This is a genomic window from Paraburkholderia sp. JPY419, assembly GCF_050435705.1.
Classification (GTDB): Bacteria; Pseudomonadota; Gammaproteobacteria; order Burkholderiales; family Burkholderiaceae; genus Paraburkholderia; species Paraburkholderia youngii.
This window is the reverse complement of record NZ_JBNDKV010000002.1, coordinates 528,951-548,307: the sequence shown is the minus strand read 5'-3', so window position 1 is coordinate 548,307 and position 19,357 is coordinate 528,951. Positions and strand designations below refer to the sequence as shown.

At 64.5% G+C, this 19,357-nt stretch carries 14 protein-coding genes and 1 pseudogene; 5 read left to right on the top strand and 10 right to left on the bottom strand.

What is annotated here, in order from left to right; all coding sequences use genetic code 11:
- Positions 1-6: 6 nt before the first annotated feature.
- From QFZ91_RS08755 to imuA, 5 genes are all read right to left on the bottom strand, one after another.
- Positions 7-2,502 carry a glycogen/starch/alpha-glucan phosphorylase gene (locus QFZ91_RS08755; RefSeq protein ID WP_429566995.1) on the bottom strand — a complete coding sequence of 832 codons (2,496 nt, stop codon included), beginning with the start codon at positions 2,500-2,502 and terminating at the stop codon, positions 7-9.
- Positions 2,503-2,788: 286 nt separating this feature from the next.
- Entirely contained in the window at positions 2,789-3,748 is a 960-nt protein-coding gene (locus tag QFZ91_RS08750; RefSeq protein WP_429566994.1) for an SOS response-associated peptidase family protein, read from the bottom strand.
- Positions 3,749-3,796: 48 nt separating this feature from the next.
- Positions 3,797-6,946 (bottom strand): error-prone DNA polymerase, encoded by a 3,150-nt coding sequence (locus tag QFZ91_RS08745; RefSeq protein WP_429566993.1) that lies wholly within the window; start codon positions 6,944-6,946, stop codon positions 3,797-3,799.
- Between the two features lie 32 nt (positions 6,947-6,978).
- Positions 6,979-8,448, bottom strand: a complete 1,470-nt coding sequence (locus QFZ91_RS08740; RefSeq protein ID WP_429566992.1) for a Y-family DNA polymerase — start codon at positions 8,446-8,448, stop codon at positions 6,979-6,981.
- Entirely contained in the window at positions 8,378-9,085 is a 708-nt protein-coding gene (gene imuA / locus QFZ91_RS08735) for a translesion DNA synthesis-associated protein ImuA (protein ID WP_026228047.1), read from the bottom strand. Before imuA ends, QFZ91_RS08740 begins: the two co-directional genes overlap by 71 nt.
- An 84-nt stretch (positions 9,086-9,169) precedes the next feature.
- Here imuA and QFZ91_RS08730 point away from each other — a divergent pair.
- The 4 genes and pseudogenes from QFZ91_RS08730 to dctA all read left to right on the top strand — a co-directional run bounded on the left by QFZ91_RS08730 (position 9,170) and on the right by dctA (position 12,223).
- A pseudogene (locus QFZ91_RS08730) lies at positions 9,170-9,455 on the top strand (hypothetical protein).
- Positions 9,456-9,485: 30 nt separating this feature from the next.
- On the top strand, positions 9,486-9,893 hold the full coding sequence (locus tag QFZ91_RS08725) for a GFA family protein (protein WP_429566991.1): 408 nt from the start codon (positions 9,486-9,488) through the stop codon (positions 9,891-9,893).
- A gap of 57 nt (positions 9,894-9,950) precedes the next feature.
- Positions 9,951-10,919 carry a LysR family transcriptional regulator gene (locus QFZ91_RS08720; protein ID WP_429566990.1) on the top strand — a complete coding sequence of 323 codons (969 nt, stop codon included), beginning with the start codon at positions 9,951-9,953 and terminating at the stop codon, positions 10,917-10,919.
- The gene (gene dctA, locus QFZ91_RS08715; protein WP_429566989.1) at positions 10,916-12,223 is read left to right on the top strand and encodes a C4-dicarboxylate transporter DctA; all 1,308 of its coding nucleotides are present in this window, start codon (positions 10,916-10,918) and stop codon (positions 12,221-12,223) included. Before QFZ91_RS08720 ends, dctA begins: the two co-directional genes overlap by 4 nt.
- A 40-nt stretch (positions 12,224-12,263) precedes the next feature.
- On the opposite strand, the gene QFZ91_RS08710 is transcribed toward dctA, so the two are convergent.
- Positions 12,264-13,046 carry a substrate-binding domain-containing protein gene (locus tag QFZ91_RS08710; RefSeq protein ID WP_429566988.1) on the bottom strand — a complete coding sequence of 261 codons (783 nt, stop codon included), beginning with the start codon at positions 13,044-13,046 and terminating at the stop codon, positions 12,264-12,266.
- 43 nt (positions 13,047-13,089) lie between these two features.
- A complete protein-coding gene (locus QFZ91_RS08705) occupies positions 13,090-14,385 on the bottom strand; it encodes an MFS transporter (protein WP_429566987.1) in 1,296 nt (431 codons plus the stop codon).
- 649 nt (positions 14,386-15,034) lie between these two features.
- Between QFZ91_RS08705 and QFZ91_RS08700 the strand changes: the two genes are divergently transcribed.
- Complete coding sequence (locus QFZ91_RS08700) at positions 15,035-15,319, top strand: GFA family protein (RefSeq protein WP_429566986.1); 285 nt, start codon at positions 15,035-15,037, stop codon at positions 15,317-15,319.
- Between the two features lie 102 nt (positions 15,320-15,421).
- On the opposite strand, the gene QFZ91_RS08695 is transcribed toward QFZ91_RS08700, so the two are convergent.
- The 3 genes from QFZ91_RS08695 to QFZ91_RS08685 all read right to left on the bottom strand — a co-directional run bounded on the left by QFZ91_RS08695 (position 15,422) and on the right by QFZ91_RS08685 (position 18,949).
- Positions 15,422-15,736 (bottom strand): high-potential iron-sulfur protein, encoded by a 315-nt coding sequence (locus QFZ91_RS08695; RefSeq protein WP_176108846.1) that lies wholly within the window; start codon positions 15,734-15,736, stop codon positions 15,422-15,424.
- 91 nt (positions 15,737-15,827) lie between these two features.
- Positions 15,828-17,102 carry a c-type cytochrome gene (locus QFZ91_RS08690; protein WP_429566985.1) on the bottom strand — a complete coding sequence of 425 codons (1,275 nt, stop codon included), beginning with the start codon at positions 17,100-17,102 and terminating at the stop codon, positions 15,828-15,830.
- A 119-nt stretch (positions 17,103-17,221) separates the two neighbouring features.
- The gene (locus tag QFZ91_RS08685) at positions 17,222-18,949 is read right to left on the bottom strand and encodes a methanol/ethanol family PQQ-dependent dehydrogenase (protein ID WP_429566984.1); all 1,728 of its coding nucleotides are present in this window, start codon (positions 18,947-18,949) and stop codon (positions 17,222-17,224) included.
- Positions 18,950-19,357: the final 408 nt, after the last annotated feature.

Here is a 19,357-nt window from a genome sequence, read left to right as displayed (position 1 = left end):
TCACGGTCATTGGTCAAGGGTGATCCTTATCGGGCAGATCCTCCAGATCTTCTTGCAGTATTCGCCGATGGCCCGGTCGGAGGAGAACTTGCCCGAGCGCGCGGTGTTCAGGATCGACATGCGGGTCCAGCGCCGCGTGTCCTGCCAGGCGGCGCTGACGTCGTCCTGACGCGCCACGTAAGCGGCGTAATCGGCGAGCACGAGAAACGGGTCCGCGTGCAGCAGATTGTCGATGAGCGGGCGGAACATCTCACGGTCGCCGCGCGAGAAATGACCGTCGGCGATCAGTTGCAGTACTTCGCCCAGTTCCGCGTTGTCCTTCACGTAGTCCGCGGGGTGATAACCCGCGCGCTTCACGCCTGCCACTTCGTCGGCGGTCAGGCCGAACAGGAAGAAGTTTTCGTCGCCGACTTCTTCGCGGATTTCGACGTTGGCGCCGTCGAGCGTGCCGATCGTCAGCGCGCCGTTCATCATGAACTTCATGTTGCCGGTGCCAGACGCCTCCTTGCCGGCCGTCGAAATCTGCTCGGACAGATCGGCGGCAGGGTACATGAAGTGGGCATTCTTCACGTTGAAGTCCGGATAGAACACGACCTTCAGCCGGCCGTTCACCACCGGGTCGTTATTCACCACTTCGGCGATGCCGTTGATCAAACGGATGATCAGCTTGGCCATCACATAGCCGGGCGCGGCCTTGCCGCCGAAGACGAAACAGCGCGGCGTCAGCGCGAGTTGCGGATCGCGCAGCAGGCGCCGGTACAGCGTGACGATCAGCAACGCGTTCAGATGTTGCCGCTTGTATTCGTGGATGCGCTTGACCTGCACGTCGAACAGCGCGGCAGTATCGACGCCGATGCCCGTGACGCGGCGGATATGCTCGGCGAGCACCGCCTTGTTCGACTGCTTCACGCTACGCCAACGCTGCTGGAACGCGGCGTCGTCGGCATAGGCTTCGAGCTTGCGCAATCGCGCGAGATCCGTGACCCAGCCAGCGCCGACGGTCTCGTCGAGCAGCCGCGCGAGCCCCGGATTGCAAAGCAGCATGAAACGGCGCGGCGTGACGCCGTTCGTGACGTTGTGAAAGCGCTCGGGCCACAATTCGGCGAAGTCCCGCAGCACGGTCTGCTTGAGCAGCCCGGAATGCAGTTCGGCCACGCCGTTGATCGCGTGGGCGCCGACGGTCGCGAGATGCGCCATGCGCACGAGCTTGTCTCCGCGCTCGTCGATCAGCGACATGCGTGCGAGGCGCGCTTCATCGCCCGGAAAGCGTTGCCGGACCTCGTCGAGGAAACGCCGGTTGATCTCGTAGATGATTTCGAGCAGGCGCGGCAGCAGGTTGCGCATCAGCGGCAGCCCCCAGGTTTCGAGCGCCTCGGGCAGCAGCGTGTGATTGGTGTACGCGAGCGCGCGCCGTGTGATGTCCCAGGCCTCGTCCCACGGCAGCTCCTTGTCGTCCACCAGTAGACGCATCAGCTCGGCGACCGCGATCGACGGGTGCGTGTCGTTCAGCTGCACGTTGAACAGATCCGCGAAGTGTCCGAGCGGTTCGCCCTTGATTTCGAGCAGGCGCAGCATGTCCTGCAGCGAGCACGACACGAAGAAGTATTGCTGCGCGAGCCGCAGGCGCTTGCCGATCTCCGGCTCGTCGTTCGGATACAGCACTTTCGACAGCGTCTCGGAGATGACCTTTTCGTTGACGGCCTCGTAATAGTCGCCGGCGTTGAAGTCTTGCAGGTCGAACGACTCGACCGCTTCGCTTTTCCACAGCCGCAAGGTGTTGCAGGTGTTGACGCGATAGCCCAGCATCGGGATGTCGCAGGCTACGCCTTTGACCTGCCGCGTGGGGGTCCAGCGCACACGCAGATGCCCGCGTGCATCGATTTCGTTGTGCGTGCTGCCGCCGAAGCCGACGTAGTACGCCACCTCGGCGCGCACGATCTCCCATGGATTGCCTCTTTGCAGCCACTTGTCGGTGGTTTCGACCTGCCAGCCGTCGCGAATCAGTTGGTCGAAGATGCCGAATTCGTAGCGGATGCCATAGCCGATGGCCGGGATTTCCAGCGTCGCGAGCGAATCCAGATAGCAGGCCGCGAGCCGGCCCAGCCCGCCATTGCCGAGCCCCGGTTCCTCCTCGATCTCGAGCAGCGTATCGAGGTCGACGCCGAGCGAGGCCAGCGCTTCACGCGCGTTGGCCTCGATGTCGAGGTTGGCGAGGTTGTTGCCGAGTTGCGGGCCGATCAGGAATTCGGCGGAAAGGTAGCAAGCTACGCGCGAATCGCTGACGGCGTAGGTCTGGACGGAGGCTGCCCAGCGCGCCAGCATGCGGTCGCGCACACTGTAGGCGAGCGCCATATACCAGTCGTGCGGCGAAGCGATGGCCGGATAGCGGCCGAGCAGGCACAGCAGATTGTCGAGCACGCCGCGCTGCAGCGCGGCGGCGCTCAGGCCGGTGCGCGCCGCATCCGTGCTTTGCGGCGTGGTCGTGGTGGGAGCGTCATCCATGGAGCTTTCCCCCGGTGCGTGCTGCGCGTGAGGTTCAGAAGGGCCAAACCCAGTCGGCGACCTCGGCGCGGTCCGTGGCGTGCGTATGCGCATGGTGCAAGTGGTGGGCGCGTTGCGCAGGCGCTTCGATGATTGACGGGGTCCGGATCGCACCTGTTCGCGAACCTCTGCGACCGCGTATTTTTTGCCAGCCGACGAAGATTCATAACGCAGAATATGTTACTGCGCGAAGATTGCAAGGATGATCCGACACCGTATTGCGCGGCCCGGAAAACCGCCTCTGGTATCAGGCTGCGATCCGATGTTCGTAAAACGGCCGGTCCCGATCGTCGAGAATCGCGTGCAACGCTGCCAGATCGTGCGGATCGGGATTCAACCACGCGTCGATATGCTCGGGCTTGATCGGAATGATGCAGCGATCATGGCCGGCGGCGGCAACCTCGGGTGGCGGATCATCGGTGATAGCCGCGAAGGACAAGAGATCGGGCTCGCCTTTGCCGCTCCAGCGGGACCATAAGCATGCGACCAGCATGTCGTGGGGCGGGTTGGGGCTGAACTCCAGCTGGACATTTTCATCTTTGTCGCCGGGCGCCAGTTCACGGCCTTCCATCCGCGCGCGCGATACGTTCTCATAGAACGAACTGGCCAGCACGAGTCCATGCGAGTAGCCGAATAGCGTTTTCCAGAAACCTTCGAGACTGTCCCGACGAGCGTTGTACGTGCCCGGATAGCGGGTGTCGTACGATGCGGGCTTGCCGGCGAGGCGGCACTGATAGCGCATCGGCTTGACCACGCGCTGGCCGTTTTCCATCACCAGTACCGGCGCGTAGTAGCCTGGAAAGATGCGCGAGTCGGCTGCTTTGGGATCGACCCGGCGGAGGTCGTCGAGCCGTTCGAGCGTGCGGTCGATCTTGTCTTTGGCGATCCGTTGGCTCTCGGTCGCCGCCTTGGTGACTTTGGTCTGCAAGGAGCGCTCGGCATCGGCGAAGCGGGTGCGCTGTTTGAACAGTTCCTGTTCGAGCTTCACGGTCTGCTGCGACCGGAAGCGTTCGATCAGCGCCCAGACTTGCCGTTCCGCGTCGGACTGCGGTTCCGAGAAGGCGTCTTCCATCGCTTTGGGAATCCTGGCCTGACCGTCCTCAGCGCGTTCGAAGAAAAGACGCGCGAATTCCTCGATGCTCATCTGCGCGCCGAACATGCGGACATAGCGCCGGTAGTCCGCCAGAATCTGAGCCGAATAGCACATGGATGCCCTCCGTTTGCTGTTCCGATGATACGCATTCGCGCGCTCGCGTCAGCAGAAGTTTCTGCTCGTCGTTTGCAACTTGCCCAGCAGATGAGACATATCGACGAGCCGCTGCGCGACGAGGTGCCGTACTTCTCCCTGACACTGCCACGTGCCGTACACGGCGAGCAGCGTGGCGCCCAACGCTTCCTTGCGCTGTTTTTCGAGCAGGCCCGGCCAGATGATCACGTTGACGTTACCCGTCTCGTCTTCGAGCGTGACGAATACGACGCCCTTGGCCGTGCCAGGTCGCTGACGCACCGTCACCAGTCCACAGGCGCGCGCGAGGCGGCCGTCGCGATAGGTCCGCAGCGTCGCGGCCGGCATCAGGCGGTTCGCGAGCAACTGCGGCCTGAGCAGTTCCAGCGGATGGCGGTTCAGCGTCAGGCCGAGCGAGCGGTAGTCGGCGACGATGTCGTGCGCTTCGGTCGGTGCGCCCAGTTCGGGCGTTTCGTCCTGAGTCGCCGCGGCCGCGAGCATGTCCTTGTCCGGCACCGCGGCGACCGACTGCCACAGCGCTTCGCGGCGGTTTCCCGCGAGCGCTGCCAACGCATTCGCATCCGCGAGCGCATGCAGGTCTTTGCGGTCGAGCTGCGCGCGGCGCGCGAGATCGTTGACGCTCGCGAACGGACGAACCGCGCGCGCGTTCTCGATCCGTTCGGCGGCGCCGTCCTTCATGCCGCGCAGCAGCGAAAGACCGAGCCGCACGGCGGGGCGCATCGCCCCCGCACGCGGTTCGAGCGAGGAGTCCCAGCCGCTCACCGTCACATCGACCGGCAACACCGTGACGCCGTGCCGCTGCGCATCCTGAACCAGTTGCGACGGCGAATAGAAGCCCATCGGCTGGCTGTTCAGCATCGCGGCGAGAAATGCCTCCGGTTCGTGACACTTGAGCCAGCTGCTCGCATAGACGAGCAGCGCGAAACTGGCCGCGTGACTTTCGGGGAAGCCATATTCACCGAAGCCCTTGATCTGCTCGAAGATCGCCTCGGCGAAGGCCTGGTCGTAGCCGCGCTCCTGCATGCCGAGCACGATGCGGTCATAGTATTTTTCGAGCCCGCCCTTGCGTTTCCACGCGGCCATCGCGCGCCGCAGCTGGTCGGCTTCGCCGGCCGTGAAGCCGGCCGCGAGAATCGCCACCTGCATCACCTGCTCCTGGAAGATCGGCACGCCGAGCGTGCGGCCCAGCGCGGTCTTCAACGCGTCGCTCGGATAGGTGACGGGCTCGAAGCCCTGGCGGCGCTGCAGGTACGGATGCACGGCGCCGCCCTGAATCGGACCCGGCCGCACGATCGCGACTTCGATCACGAGGTCGTAGAACGTCTGTGGCCGCATGCGCGGCAGCATGCTCATCTGCGCGCGCGATTCGATCTGGAACACGCCGACCGTATCGGCGGCTGAAATCATCGCGTAGGTCGCCGGATCTTCAGACGGAATGTCCTGCATTTCGAAACGTTCGCCGCGCTGTTCCGAAACGAGGTCGAGTGTGCGCCGGATCGCGGACAGCATGCCGAGCGCGAGCACGTCCACCTTCAGCAAGCCCAATGATTCGAGATCGTCCTTGTCCCACTCGATCACCGAGCGGTCGGCCATCGCCGCGTTTTCCACCGGCACGAGCCGCGTGAGCTTGCCGCGGCTGATTACGAAGCCGCCCGAATGCTGCGACAGATGGCGCGGAAAATTCAGCAGTTGCGCGGCGAGCTTCGCCCAGGCCTGAATCAGCGGCTTGTCCGGATCGAGGCCGGATTCCGCGAAGCGCGCGAGCAGATCCTGGCGGCCATCGAACCAGTGATGCGACTTCGCGACTGCATCGACGATCTGCGGATCGACGCCGAGCGCCTTGCCGGTTTCCCGCAGCGCGCCACGCGGACGATAGGTCGACACCGCCGCCGCGATCGCGGCCCGGTCGCGGCCGTACTTGCGATAGATGTACTGGATCACTTCTTCGCGCCGCTGGTGCTCGAAGTCGACGTCGATATCGGGCGGCTCGCCGCGCTCCTTGCTGATGAAGCGCTCGAACAGCATGTTGCCGCGCGCGGGGTCCACTTCGGTCACGCCGAGGCAGTAGCAGACCGCCGAGTTCGCGGCCGAGCCGCGCCCCTGACACAGAATGTGCTGGCTGCGCGCGAAGCGGACGATGTCATAGACGGTCAGGAAATACGGCTCGTACTGCAGGTCCGCGATCAGTTCGAGTTCGTGCTCGATCTGCTGCTGCACGTGATGCGGGATCCCCGCCGGAAAACGCCGCTGCGCGCCGATATAGGTCTCCTGGCGCAAATACGAGGCCGGCGTATGGCCGGCCGGTACCAGCTCGTCGGGATACTCGTAGCGCAGCTCATCGAGCGAAAACGTGCAGCGGCTCATGATGTCGACCGTCGCGGCCAGCGCGTCTTCCGGGTACAGGTTGGCCAGGCGCAACCGCGAGCGCAGATGCTGCTCGGCGTTCGGCGCGAGCTCATAGCCGCACTCATGGACCGGCTTGCCGACCCGGATCGCGGTCATCGTGTCCTGCAGCGGCTTGCGCGAGCGCACGTGCATCACGACTTCGCCGAGCGCGACGACGGGCACGTCGCGGCTCTTCGCGACGAATTCGACCGCGCCGCGATGCATGTCGTCCATCGCGCGTTGATGCAGCACGAGACCGACCCATGCGCGGCCGGTGAAGGTTTCGTCGAGCCATTCGACCTGCGCGTCGAGCGCGTCTTCGCTGGCCGGGAAATCCGGCACCAGAATCGCGAGGCAGTCGGGCATGCCGAGCAGGTGGCGATATTCCTTCTCCGGCCGCGACAGATCCTGCGGCGTGAGCCGGTATTCGCCCTTGGGCGCGCGCATGCGCGCGAGCGTGATCAGCTCGGACAGATTGCCGTAGCCGTTGCGGTTGCGGGCGAGCAGGATCAGGCCGAAGGCCGGCGAACCATCGGCATTGACGAGCCGGAAATACGAACCGACGATGAACGGCAGCTTCGCTTCCTTCGCCGCGACATGCGCGCGCACGACTCCCGCGAGCGAGCATTCGTCGGTGATCGCGAGCGCGGAGTAGCCGAGTTGCGCGGCACGCTCGGCCAGTTCCTCAGCGTGCGACGCACCGCGCAGAAACGTGAAGTTGGAAAAGCAGAACAGCTCGGCATACGCCGGCAGCATCGTGAAGGTGGTGTCCATGGCCGTTCATCCGCGCATATCAGCCGCGCCTGTCAGCCGAACAGGCCATGAAGGAACCAGCGTTGCTCTTCTTCCGCGTCGCGGCTGCTCACGCGTTCGCGGTAGATCCAGTAGCAGCTCTGGTCGTCCGCCTGCGCGACGAAGTAATCGCGCGTGACGAGCTCGCCGTCGAACCAGCCGCTCTCGATACGCTCGCCCGGCGACACCATGCGCAACGGCGAGCCATAGAACGGACGGTGCTGGCGCATCAACAGACGCACGGGCGTGTCGAGCATCCACGTCGGGCGCGGCAGATTCTGCGGCAGCGGTTCGGGTTTGACCGGCTGCGACACCGGCAGCCAGCGGTTCGCGATCTCCGGGCGATGATCGGCGCTCGGTGCGGGTTTCAGCACGTTCTCTTCGCCGAGCCGCGCGACCAGCAGTTCGAGCAGCCGCTCGTGATCTTCCTGCGAGCCGCCCGGTTCGGGAAACAGCGTGTCGGACGCGGGCGCGGCCGACTCGACGTTCGATGCGTCGAGCCGCAACGCAATCACGGGCGCGGCGAGCTCGATGCGATGCAGCCGCTCTTTCAGCAACCGCATCAGATGTTCTTCGCGCCAGGTCGGCTCGCCGAGCGCGATGTCGATCGTGGTCGGCTCGATCGCATTGCGTCCGCGCTCGTGTTCGAGCGACAGGCGAATGCCGCTGACCGCAAGCTGCTTCGCGCACAGCCATCCGCACAGCTGCACGACGAGCCGCTGCGCGCCGAACACCGCGCCATCCGCGTGTTCGAGCCGGTCCGGCATCTCGATGCGCGCCGAGAACGTGGGCGGCAGTTCGAGCCAGTCGAACAGTTCGGGCGCGGTTCCGAACGCGCGGTCGAGCGAGTCGAGCAGATGTTCGCCGCAGCGGCGCTGCAAGCCGGCGCGGGGCAGGCGGCGCAGATCGGCGATGCGCTCGCAACCAAGGGCCGTGAACCAGTCGGCGAACGGGCGGACTTCGGGCACGGCGAGCATCGGCAGCGCTGAGAGGCGCTGTTCGAGCGACGCGAGCTTCAGCACGCGGCGGTTGCCGAACTTCGCGAGCAGCCACGCGCCCTGGCCGGTCGGCGCGGCGCTGATGCGCGCGGTGAAGCCGAGCGCATCGAGGATGGCCTTGGCGTCGCGACACAGCGCGAGCAGGCCGCCGAAGAGCCGCAGACTCGCGCCGATCTCGACGACCACCGTCGCCTCATCGAGCAGCGCGACTTCGGGCGAGAAGCGCATCAGCGCGATCCCCACCTCGCGATGGGCCGCCGCCTCGCGGCCGCTGTCGCGCTCGTACATTGCCGTTTCCGGCGACAGCGTCAGCACGCCGCCGCGCTTCATGCCGGGACGCACGCCTGCCGAGCGCGCGGCGGGGTCGGCCATGACCACCTTGTCTTTCTCCAGCACCGCGCAGCCATGCGCGGGCTCAGGCGACCACTTCGGTCTGAAGACCTCGAGCGGCAACTTTGGCAGATGAACGGCGAGAAAGACGCGCATGTCGGGAAAGCAGAACGGGTGTGGGTTGAAGGGGAATCGACAGGGGCTCTGCGCGAGCGGGCCCTCGTCGTTTCACGATGTCGATGGTGAGACCCTCGGCCGATGGCCTGAGCGCGAGCCGCAGCAGCGCGGGCGACGCGTCCTGCGCGGTGGCGAGCGGCCGCACCATGATGAACAGCGTCTCCGACGACTGCGCGGCCAGATGCAGGCGGCGCAGCGACGACGCCTGCGCGTATTGCGCCCAGAAGATCAGCGCGCCGCAACTGCCGGCGCGCAGGATCTGCTCGGCGGACCACAGCGCGTCGGCGGTTTTCGGCGCGTTGATGCGCAGCACCTGCTGCAGCGACAGGCCGATGTAGTTGAGCCCGAGGCCGTCCGGCGTGTGCGGCGGCTGCACGAAGGCGACCGGACGCTCGCCGACGGCGCTGAGCGCCGGCTGCAACAGCCGCAGTTCGCCGACGCCGGCCTGCTGCACCAGCAGATCGACCAGCGCGCCGAGCGGCCAGCCGCCGCCGGGCAATTCCGCCGACAGGGCCGGATAGCCGGTATCGACGCTGCGGCCGCGGCCAGCGCCAAGCTGGGACGCCCGCCACAAGGACGGGTGAATGGCTTCCGGTGCTGGCAGGGCGGTTGTCATTTGCGAAAATACCTGTATGGATATACAGTATCCTACATCGTTTTTAAGATATGGCGAAGAGGCACTTTTTTCGGGAGCGGATGAATGGACATGCGAGTGCGCAAGCCGGCCGGGCATCCGATGCCCGAGATCGCGGCGTTCGTGGCCGAACTGAAAGCGGTGTTCGGCGAGCCGGGCATCGATGAAGCGATTCGCCGCGGCAAGGCCGGGCGAGCCGAGCTTTCATGCGCGGGAAAACGGCCGCTCGGTGGGAACGGCGCGGCCGGCCGAGGCTAACGTCTGGCGCGTGGATCGCGCGGTGCGCGACCGCCACTACTGCGAGGGTTGCGACGGCTCGTGCGTTGGCAGCGCGAAGTCGTGCCGTCCATAATTGCAGCGGCCCTCAACCTCGGAGAACCCCATGCTGCGCACGTACCTCGGAAGCTGCCATTGCCAATTCGTGAAGTTCGAGGCTCGCATCGATTTCGACAAGGGCACGTCGAAATGCAATTGCAGTTATTGCAGCAGGCTGCGATTCTGGCACGTGCAGGTTCGCCGGGAGGACTTTCGTCTGCTTTCGGACGAAGCCGCGCTCAGCGAATATCAGGGGAAAAATGCGGTCGCGCATCACCCGTTCTGCCGGCGCTGCGGGGTCCATGTATTCGATCGGATCGATATGCCGAACGGCACGGGGTATCCGTATATCAACGTCAACATCATGTGTCTCGATGAACTCGATCTCGATGCGGCGTTGAGTGCGTCCGTGACTTATCGCGATGGGTTGCACAATGACTGGGGCAATCCGCCCGAGCAAACGCGGCATCTTTGATCGCCGCGTCTCCTGAATAATGCAAAATAATCGGTTTCCAAGATGCGGAGACCGGTCGTGGGCGTCAACTTCGACTTGAACGACTTGCAGGCGTTTCGCGCGGTGGTGGAGCTGGGCAGCTTCCGCAAGGCCGCCGAGGCGGTGAGCATTTCCCAACCGGCCTTGAGTCGTCGGATCGACAAGCTCGAGGAAGCGCTCGGCGTGCGTCTCTTCGAGCGAACCACGCGTAGCGTCACACTCACAACTGTCGGCCGCGTGTTCGCCCCGAGCGCAGAACAACTGCTGGATGACCTTGACATCGCACTGCTCGGCATTCGCGATGTTTCATCGAGCCGCCTGGGTCATGTGACTATCGCGTGCGTGCCATCGGTGGCGTACTACTTTCTGCCGGGCGTCATCGCGAGCTACCATCGCCGCTTTCCACGCATCCGGGTCAAGCTTCTGGATGCGAGCGCCAACGAGGTGCTTGGCGCCGTCATCAGCGGCGAGGCTGATTTCGGCGTGAGCTTCATGGGCAGTCAAGAGTCCGAGATCGAGTTCAAAGTCCTGCTGCAAGAGCGGTTCGTTGCTGCTTGCCGCCGCGATCATCCCCTCGCACGCAAGAAGCGCGTGACCTGGACCGAGCTTTACGAGCACGATTACGTCTCGGTCGACAAGACTTCCGGCAACCGTCTGTTGCTCGACCAGGCGCTCTCGAGCGTCGCGCCACGTGCGCCGAGCGTCTGCGAGACGCGACACGTGACGACCATGCTCGGGTTAATCGAAGCGGGGCTCGGCGTCGCCGCCGTGCCGTCGATGGCCATGCCCGGACATGACCACCCGATCCTCACGAGCGTGCCGCTCGTCGAACCGGTGGTGAGACGACGCGTGGGAATCGTAAGACGGCGCGGACGGCCGCTCACACCGGCCGCCCAGGAGTTTCATCGGACGATCATCGAGATGAAGCGCGCCGGAGCCGCAAGCGGTGATGCCGTGGGCAATAACGTAACGGCGACAGTCAAGACAGGAAGGAAGTCCGCATCGTGAGGTTGGCAAGACCGCTTCGTCCGCTCTATGTGCAAGTCCTGCTGGCCATGGTGCTCGGCATGATCCTCGGCCATTTCTGGCCGGCAACGGGCGCGCTGCTCAAGCCGCTCAGCGACGCGTTTCTCGGGCTCGTGCGGATGATGGTCGCGCCGATCGTCTTCTGCACGATCGTCTCGGGCATTACGTCGCTCGCCAGCGGGAAGGCCATCGGACGCACGATCATCCGGGCGCTGGCGCTTTTTTATTGCCTGACGGCCGTCGCGCTCGTGTTCGGACTCGGCATCGCGTTCGTGCTGCGACCCGGCGCGGGCATGCACATCGACGTACATCATCTCGATTCGAGCATCCTCGCGCAATATGCGAAGCACGCGCAGGCGGGCGGACTCGTGGCGTTCGGGTTGAGCGTGATCCCGGAGACGATGCTCGGGGCCTTCGAGAAGGGCGAGGTGCTGCCGGTGCTGCTGCTCTCGCTGCTGTTCGGCTTCTCTCTGAATTCATATCCGCAGGCCGGCCGGCCCGTGCTGGCGCTCATCGACGGCGTCGCCCAGATCCTGTTTCGCGTCCTCGCGACGATCATGCGGCTCGCTCCGCTCGGAGCGTTCGGCGCGATGGCGTTCACGGTGGGCCGCTTCGGCATCCGCTCGGTCGGCTCGCTCGGCATGCTGATGGTGTCGTTCTACGTCGCATGCGTGATGTTCGTTGCGCTGGTGCTCGCGCCGCTTGCGCGGCTGCACGGTTTCGCGCTTTGGCGACTTCTGCGCTACATGCGCGAGGAATTGCTCATCGTTCTCGCGACATCGTCGACGGAGCCGGTGCTGCCGCGTTTGATCGGGAAGCTGGAGGCGCTCGGTTGCGACAAGGGCGTCGTCGGGCTCGTGCTGCCCGCGGGCTATTCGTTCAATCTGGACGGCACCGCGATCTATCTGACGCTCGCCTCGATGTTCATCGCTCAGGCGTGCGATGTGCCGCTATCGGCGTCTCAGACCGCGACGATGCTCGCCGTCATGCTGCTCACTTCCAAGGGCGCGGCCGGCGTGTCCGGCAGCGGGCTGGTCGCGCTCGTCGCTACGCTTACGGTGATTCCGGACTTGCCGGTTGCCGGGGCGGCGCTGCTGGTGGGCATCGACCGCTTCATGTCCGAGGCGCGGGCGCTGACGAGCGTCATCAGCAACGCGTGCGCAGTGATCTTCGTTTCGATGTGGGAAGGCGCGTGCGATCGAGCACGTCTCGCACAGATGCTCAGGGCGCCCGAGCCAGCCCGCCCGGACGTCGCGAATGATCCCGCGACAGACGCCTTGCGGTGACGTGAATGCTGGCTGAGACAAGCCTTCCCGTGTTTCTGCCTCAATGCGCCGGGACGGAATCGAGCCCGGTCGATTTCACTTCCGCTTGCACATCGGGTGAAGCAAGATAGTCGAGAAGCGCTTTCGCTTCCTTCGGATGCCGCGCACCGACGGGAATGCCGGCGGCGAAGCGCGTGACGGACTGCAGAGACTCGGGAATCTTGCCGACGAACGTGGCGCCCTGGACGGGCAGCAATTCGCTCACCTGCTGGAAGCCGATTTCGTAGTCCCCGTTTGCCACCACCGACGCCACCGGAATCCGCGGGATCATCTTCGCCTTCGACCTGACCTGATCCTCGATGCCCAGCTTCTTGAACAGCTCTCGCTCGATATAGACGCCGCTCGCGCTGTCCGAGTAGGCGATCGACTTCGCCCGCAACAGGGTCTGCCTGAGGCCCTCGGGGGAGCCGATGTCGGGCTTCACCGCCCCTTCGCGCACGACCATGCCGATGCGCGAATCGGCCAGCTCTACCCGCGATCCGGGGATGACCTTGCCTTGCTTGATCAGCTCGTCGAGTGCGTAGCCGACCATGATGACGGCGTCCGCGGGCTCGCCGCGCTCGAGCCTGTTGGGGATCGCTTCGGGCGATTTGCCCATCGAGGGCCCGAGCGAGGTGTCGAGCGTGTTGCCAGTCTGGGACGCGAACCTCGGGCCGAGCACCTTGTACGCGGCGGTGAAGCCGCCGGAGCTCATGACGTGCAGGTCGGCGGCCTGCACGTTCGCCGCAGCGGCCGAGCTTGCGACGAGCGCCGCGGCGCAAAGTTTCAGAAGCAGATTTTTCATGGTGATGGTCGTGTGCGGTTGCGATGGATGCGGGGCAAGCGCATCAGTGCGCCGGCGTCAGCGTGACTGCGCGGCGGCGATAGAGCGCGAACGTCGCCAAAAGCGCGCACGCTGCGGCGAGGCTCATCCAGTATCCGGGCGCGGCCTTCTCGCCAGTCATATGAATGAGCGCCGTCGAGATCGCGGGCGTGAAGCCTCCGAACACGGCCGTCGCGAGGCTGTAGGCGAGCGAGAACCCGGCAACGCGCACCTGCACCGGCATCACTTCCGTGAGCGCGACGACCATCGCGCCGTTATAGATGCCGTACATGAACGAGAGCCAAAGGAGGACGAGCAGCATGTTGACGAAGCTCGGCGCGTGAGCGAGCAGCGACAGTGCCGGGTAGGCGGTCGCGATGGCGAGCACCGTCATGGCGACGAGGAGCGGCCGGCGGCCGAGCTTGTCGGAGAGCGCCCCGCCGATCGGCAGCCACACGAAGTTCGATACGCCGACACACAGCGTCACGAGCAGGCTGTCGGCGGTGCTCAGGTGCAGGACCGTCTTGCCGAAGGTCGGCGCGTAGACCGTGATGAGGTAAAAGCTCGTGGTGGTCATCGCCACCAGCATCATGCCTGCGACGACGACGGCCCAGTTCTGGACCAGCGTGCCGAATACTTCCTTCATGGTCGGACGATGCTGGCGCGCCTTGAACTCCTGCGTTTCCTCCAGATTGCGACGCAGCATGAAGATGAACGGCACGATCATGCAGCCCACGAAGAACGGCACGCGCCAACCCCACGCTGCGATGTCCGATGCGCTCAGCCACTGATTGAGCCCGAAGCCGAGGCCCGCGGCGACGACGATCGCCACCTGTTGGCTCGCGGACTGCCAGCTCGTGAAAAACCCTTTGCGGCCGGGCGTGGCCATCTCGGCAAGATACACCGACACGCCGCCCAGCTCCGCGCCCGCCGAGAAGCCCTGCAGCAGCCGTCCGAGCAGCACGAGCGCGGGCGCCAGAAGTCCGATCGTCGCGTAGCCCGGTACGAACGCGATCAGGATCGTGCCGCTCGCCATGATGGAAAGCGTGACGATGAGGCCCTTGCGGCGGCCGACGTCGTCGATGTAGGCGCCCAGCACGATCGCGCCCAGCGGGCGCATCAGGAAGCCGGCGCCGAACACGGCGAACGTCATCATCAACGAGGCGAACTCGCTGTGGGCGGGAAAGAAAACGTTGGCGATCTGCGTGGCGTAGAAGCCGAACAGGAAGAAGTCGAACTGCTCCAGGAAATTCCCGGCCGTGACACGGAAAACCGTGGCGGCCTTCGAACGTCCGGTGGAAAGGTTAGACGAGGGGTGCATCGAGGTGTCTCCTGAGATCTTGAAAAGACGCGGTGGTCCGGCCGATTGTGATTTTGGAAATATTGGCCTGGAGGCGGCCAAACGATAAGTGCAACTTTCGGAACGATTGATGTTCTGCCGTTATCAATCGCGGCGGCTTTGCATGCGACCAGTGCTGCGCTTCGTTCGCAGCAGGTGCGAGCGAAACCCGCATCATCGAGCGCGTTCTTATGGCAGCGGGAATCAACGGCGACGTGTGTCTTGCAAAAGATGCGTTGGTGCGCAGCGCCGCGAACGTAACTCGAGCTCGCAGTCGGATGCGCTGATAGGAACGGCGTCACGCGCTTGTAGGTTCTTCTTCTAATGCGCTGTTCTTTTGAACCGTTTTCTCGGGCTTCTGGTGACACATAGTTGCCCAAGAAGACCAAGAGTAGAAGTGCGATTTTTGGAAGCATTGATGCATAGGCGTTATCAATGCCAATGCTGCGACCGGTGAAGGCAGGCCCTGATGAGGCTTTTTGACGTCAGTGAGGTATTCCGCTCCGCTTTGACTGCGTCTGATCGTGATGAAGTGCAGGGGATACGGACAGTGACAGCGCTCGTAGTTTCACGAAGATCTTTCGAGTCCAACTAGCTCCAACAGCGAGAACATTTGAACCGGAGCAGATCGATGTCAACTCCCTGGACGGGGCGCTGCCTGTGCGGCGCGGTGCAATACAAAGCTCACGGTGATTCACTCGCGCAACTCATCTGCCATTGCAGCGATTGTCAGCGCGCTTCCGGTTCCGCGGGTTTGCCGGTCGTCGTGGTGAGAGCCGCCAGCTTTTCGTTCGAAGGTGAAATCAGGCGCCTTATACGAAGATCGGCGGCAGCGCAATGCCGACGACGCGCAACTTCTGCCCTCATTGCGGCAGGTTCGGGAGACCAAGAATACATGCGGCGGACAGTAGCTTAGCAGCGCTCCAACGTCGTTCAGCAATCGCATCGAATCAGCGAGCGAAGCGTCGGCAGATCCGTCGCGCGTGCGCCGTTTCGCGCCGCACCCACGGACCAGCGCTCAAGCTCGTGGCGCATAGACGTTGCACCAGCCTTCAGCGGCAACGGATTTGCCGGGGAACATCGGGCACGGTCCGGCGGCCTCACCCGCTGCGCCGGTATAGAAACGACAGTTCGCGCAGGTCTGGCCCGCGTGGTACTTGGGGAACTTCGCGGCGTCGACGCTGCTCGCTTTCGCACGATAGCCGAGCGAGCCGGCCGTGGCGTCGTTTTCATCGACGGGCGGCGGCGCGGCGAGCGCGAGGTCGGCGCTGGCGAGTGCGGCACACAGGCCCGCGGCCTGGAGAATGAAGTGTCTGCGATTGTGAGAGACCATGATGATGTCCTGAGAAAAGAAATGGGTCGGCCATGCCGCATCTCATTCGATCGAAGCGGCGTGGCATTGCAATGCAGTGCGATGCAACGTGTCAGTGGCGCGGTCCGGCGTTCAGCGGCGTGGTAGAGGATTGCGCGGCCTGCGCGGTCAGCTTCGCGTTGCCGGTGTCGTAGCCATTCGTATAGAGCAGGAAGGCCATCAGATCGGCGTACTCCTCGTCGCTCATCTTGCCGGGATGGTCCGCGGGCATGTTGGTCGACATGTACTGATAGATGCCGCCGATCGTGAGATGCGAGTTCGCCGCTGGCGCGAAAGCCGGTCCGATCAACGAGGGCGCCGTGTTGCCTTCGAGCTTTTCGCCGTGGCATTTCGCACACGAATCGGCATATAGATGTTCGCCGTGGGCGACCTGATCGTGATCGAACGATGGTGCCTCGGTCGTCGCCGCAACCTTGATGAAGCCGCCGGCGGCCGGCATGCCGCTCACGCGCCATACATTCGCACGCGGCGACGGCTGCGTCGGGCCGTCGAGATAGCGTGCGGGACTGCGCACGAGGCTCGCGCGAGTGGTCGCCGAAACGGTCGCGATGGTGGCTGGTAACGCCCAGTTGCGCGTCAGCGCCGCGAGCCGGCCATCGCTGCGCAAGCGCGCGAGCGCGCCGTCGATGCGCTTTTGCAACTGCTGCGTGCCGGGTCCCGACGCGAACACGAGATTCCAGTCGGCATAGGGCGATTCGGTGACGGCGACGTCGAAGTGCTGCTGCGGGTGCGCACGCCGATATGCCACCACGGCCGGGTACCAGACGATCGCGCGCTGGGCGCGTCCTTTCGCGACGGCGTCGACGGTCAGCCTGGAGGTGGTTTCCAGATCGAAGCGCGCGTTCTTCTGCTCGACCGCGATCAGTTGCGACGGGCTCGACCAGGTGGCCGCAATCGTGATCTTGCCGTCCGGTGCCGCGACGTTAGTGTTGGCCGCATGGTCGCCGCGCAGCGCAATGCTGACATAGCCGGAGTGAAGATAGCCCTGGGAAAAGAGTAGCTGCGAGTCGGAGCCGTCGGCCACGCTCGAACGCGGAAAGCCCGCGATCACATCGCAGTCGCGCTGCAGCGATTTCGACAGCTCGCGAGCGGAGATGCCTTCGTCGCCGCCGTTGTCGTCGATGCCGCGCGACGCGAAGGTCGCGGCGATGCCCGCGGTGTTCAACACCGCGCGTGCAACGGACTTGTCCAGCTCGGCCGAAGGGCTGCCGGGCATCGTGCATACGCGGACGCTGGATGGCGTCTGCGCCGCCGCATGGACGGCAACCTGCGCGGCGCCGGCGACGAGCGCGCTGGCGAGGGCAACCTGAGTGAGTCGAATGTTCATGATGGTGCGTTCCTGTGATGGCGGGAACACCGCGCCCGCCTGAACTGCGTGCGGGCGCGGAGAGACGCAGCTGCGAGAGTCGGAGGTGCAGAACGATGCGCGTGCGGTGGCTGCTATGCTCAGCCGCGATCGAGCGCGAACACATACAACGTGCCGCCGCGCGGAACGTCCTTCGCGACGTCGGCCATCGGGCCGCCCCAGATCGGGTTCGCGCCGCCGTAGCCCGCGAGCACGGCCACGTATTCCTTGCCGTCGACTTCGAACACGGAAGGTTGCGCGACGATGCCGCTCGCGAGTTGCGGGCTCTCCCACAACACCTTGCCCGTCGTCACGTCGAACGCGTACAGATGGCCGTCGAGCGAGCCGCTGAAGGCGAGCCCGCTCGCGGTCGTGGCGACGCCGCCGTTCCACGGCATTTTGGTCCAGTGACCCCACAGCTTCTTGCCGGTATTGACGTCGATGGCCTGAAGCTCGCCATAGCCCTGGCTGCCCGGTTCGGGCTGAATCTCAAAGCCTTCGCCGAGGTAGGGCAGGCCCTCCATGTAGCTGACCGACTTGCCGGACAGGCTCATGCACGCATGCAGCGATGGCACCACCGCGATGTGCCGCTCCGGATCGTAGGAGGTCGACCACCAGTTCTTGCCGCCGAGAAAGCTTGGGCAGGTGTTGATCGTCGTGCCGGCCTTCGGAAATCGGCTGGCGTCCTGAACCGGTTTGCCGTCGCCGGTGTAGCCGGTCACCGACAGCGCCTTGACGAACGGCTCCGCGTAGATCAGCTTGCCGGTCTTGCGATCGATCGCGTGGAAGAAGCCGTTGCGGTCGGCATGGATGATCGCGTCATACGGCTTGCCCTTGTAGCTGATGTTGGCAAGCACCGGCGTGTTGACGCCGTCGTAGTCCCACGTGTCATTGTTCGTGTACTGGTAGTGCCACTTCAGCTCGCCGTTTTTCGGGTTGAGCGCGAGCAGTGAATCGGAGTACAGGTTGTCGCCCGGACGCAGCGCGGCGAGCCACGGCCCCGGATTGCCGACGCCCCAGTACAGCGTCTGCGAGGCCGCGTCGTAAGTGCCGGTCAGCCACGCCGCGCCGCCGCCATGTTCCTGCATGCCGTCGGGCCATGTGTCGCTACCTTTCTCACCGGCACTCGGGATCGTGTAGCGCTTCCAGATGATCGAGCCGTCGTCGGGATTGAGCGCGGCGATATAACCGCGAATCCCATACTCGCCGCCCGACGTGCCGACGACGATCGCGCCATCGAGCGCGAGCGGTGCAAGCGAGAACGCGTAGCCGAGACCCGGCTCGAACATCTGCTTCTTCCACACGAGGTTGCCGCTCTGCGCGTCGATCGCGGCCACCTCGCCGCTCAGCATCGCCACGTAGACGTTCTTGCCATACAGCGCGACGCCGCGATTCACGACATCGCAACAGGCGGTCTTGAACGATTCCGCGCCGAGCTTCGGCTCGTATTTCCACAGCTGCGTGCCGGTTTTGACATCGAACGCATAGACGTTGTCCTTGGGTGTGCTGACGAAAAGGTACCCGCCGTTGACGATCGGAGTTGCTTCGAATCCCTGCTTGAGTTCCGCGGGGAAACGATAGCTCCAGGCCTGCTTGAGACCGGCGACGTTCGATGCATCGATCTGCTTCAGAGGGGAATGCGACTGGCCGCTATAGCTGCGGTAATAGGTGAGCCAGCCCGGGTCGCTTTGCGCTTGAGCGAGGCGCTCGTAGGTCACGGCGGGATAGTCCGGGGCGGCGCCCACCGGAGCCACGTTCAGTGCCATCGCGATCGCGATGCTCGCTCCAAGGACAGCCAGCCGGCCAGCGGCGGGCGAACGGTTCTTCATGGTCGTCTCCTGAGTGTTTGTCGATGCAGTGCCGGGAGAGGCGTCGCCCCTCGTTCCGTGTCGTCGATCCGGATGCGATGCCGTTACTGCAAGTCGCATGCCATTTTTGTGAGCGAGTCCGAAAGGGCGGCGCGCCTGAACGTGCTGCGGCATATATCGCTTGCGCGGCGTTCCATCTGTTGCATCCCGGTACAACGCCGCGCGATAGAGTGTTGAGAAACAGCACAGTTGCGGCGCTCGCGCACATCGCTCGGGGCGAGGGCGACGCCAGCAGCGCGGGTCGAGCGCCACTCGGGGTGACTCCGCATATCGCAACGCGCATCGATTTGCGGTAATACAGCCTCTTCGCTTCGCCACCGTCGATGAAATGAATGGCCCGGAGCTTGCTTAAGAGAACGGAGAAAAGTC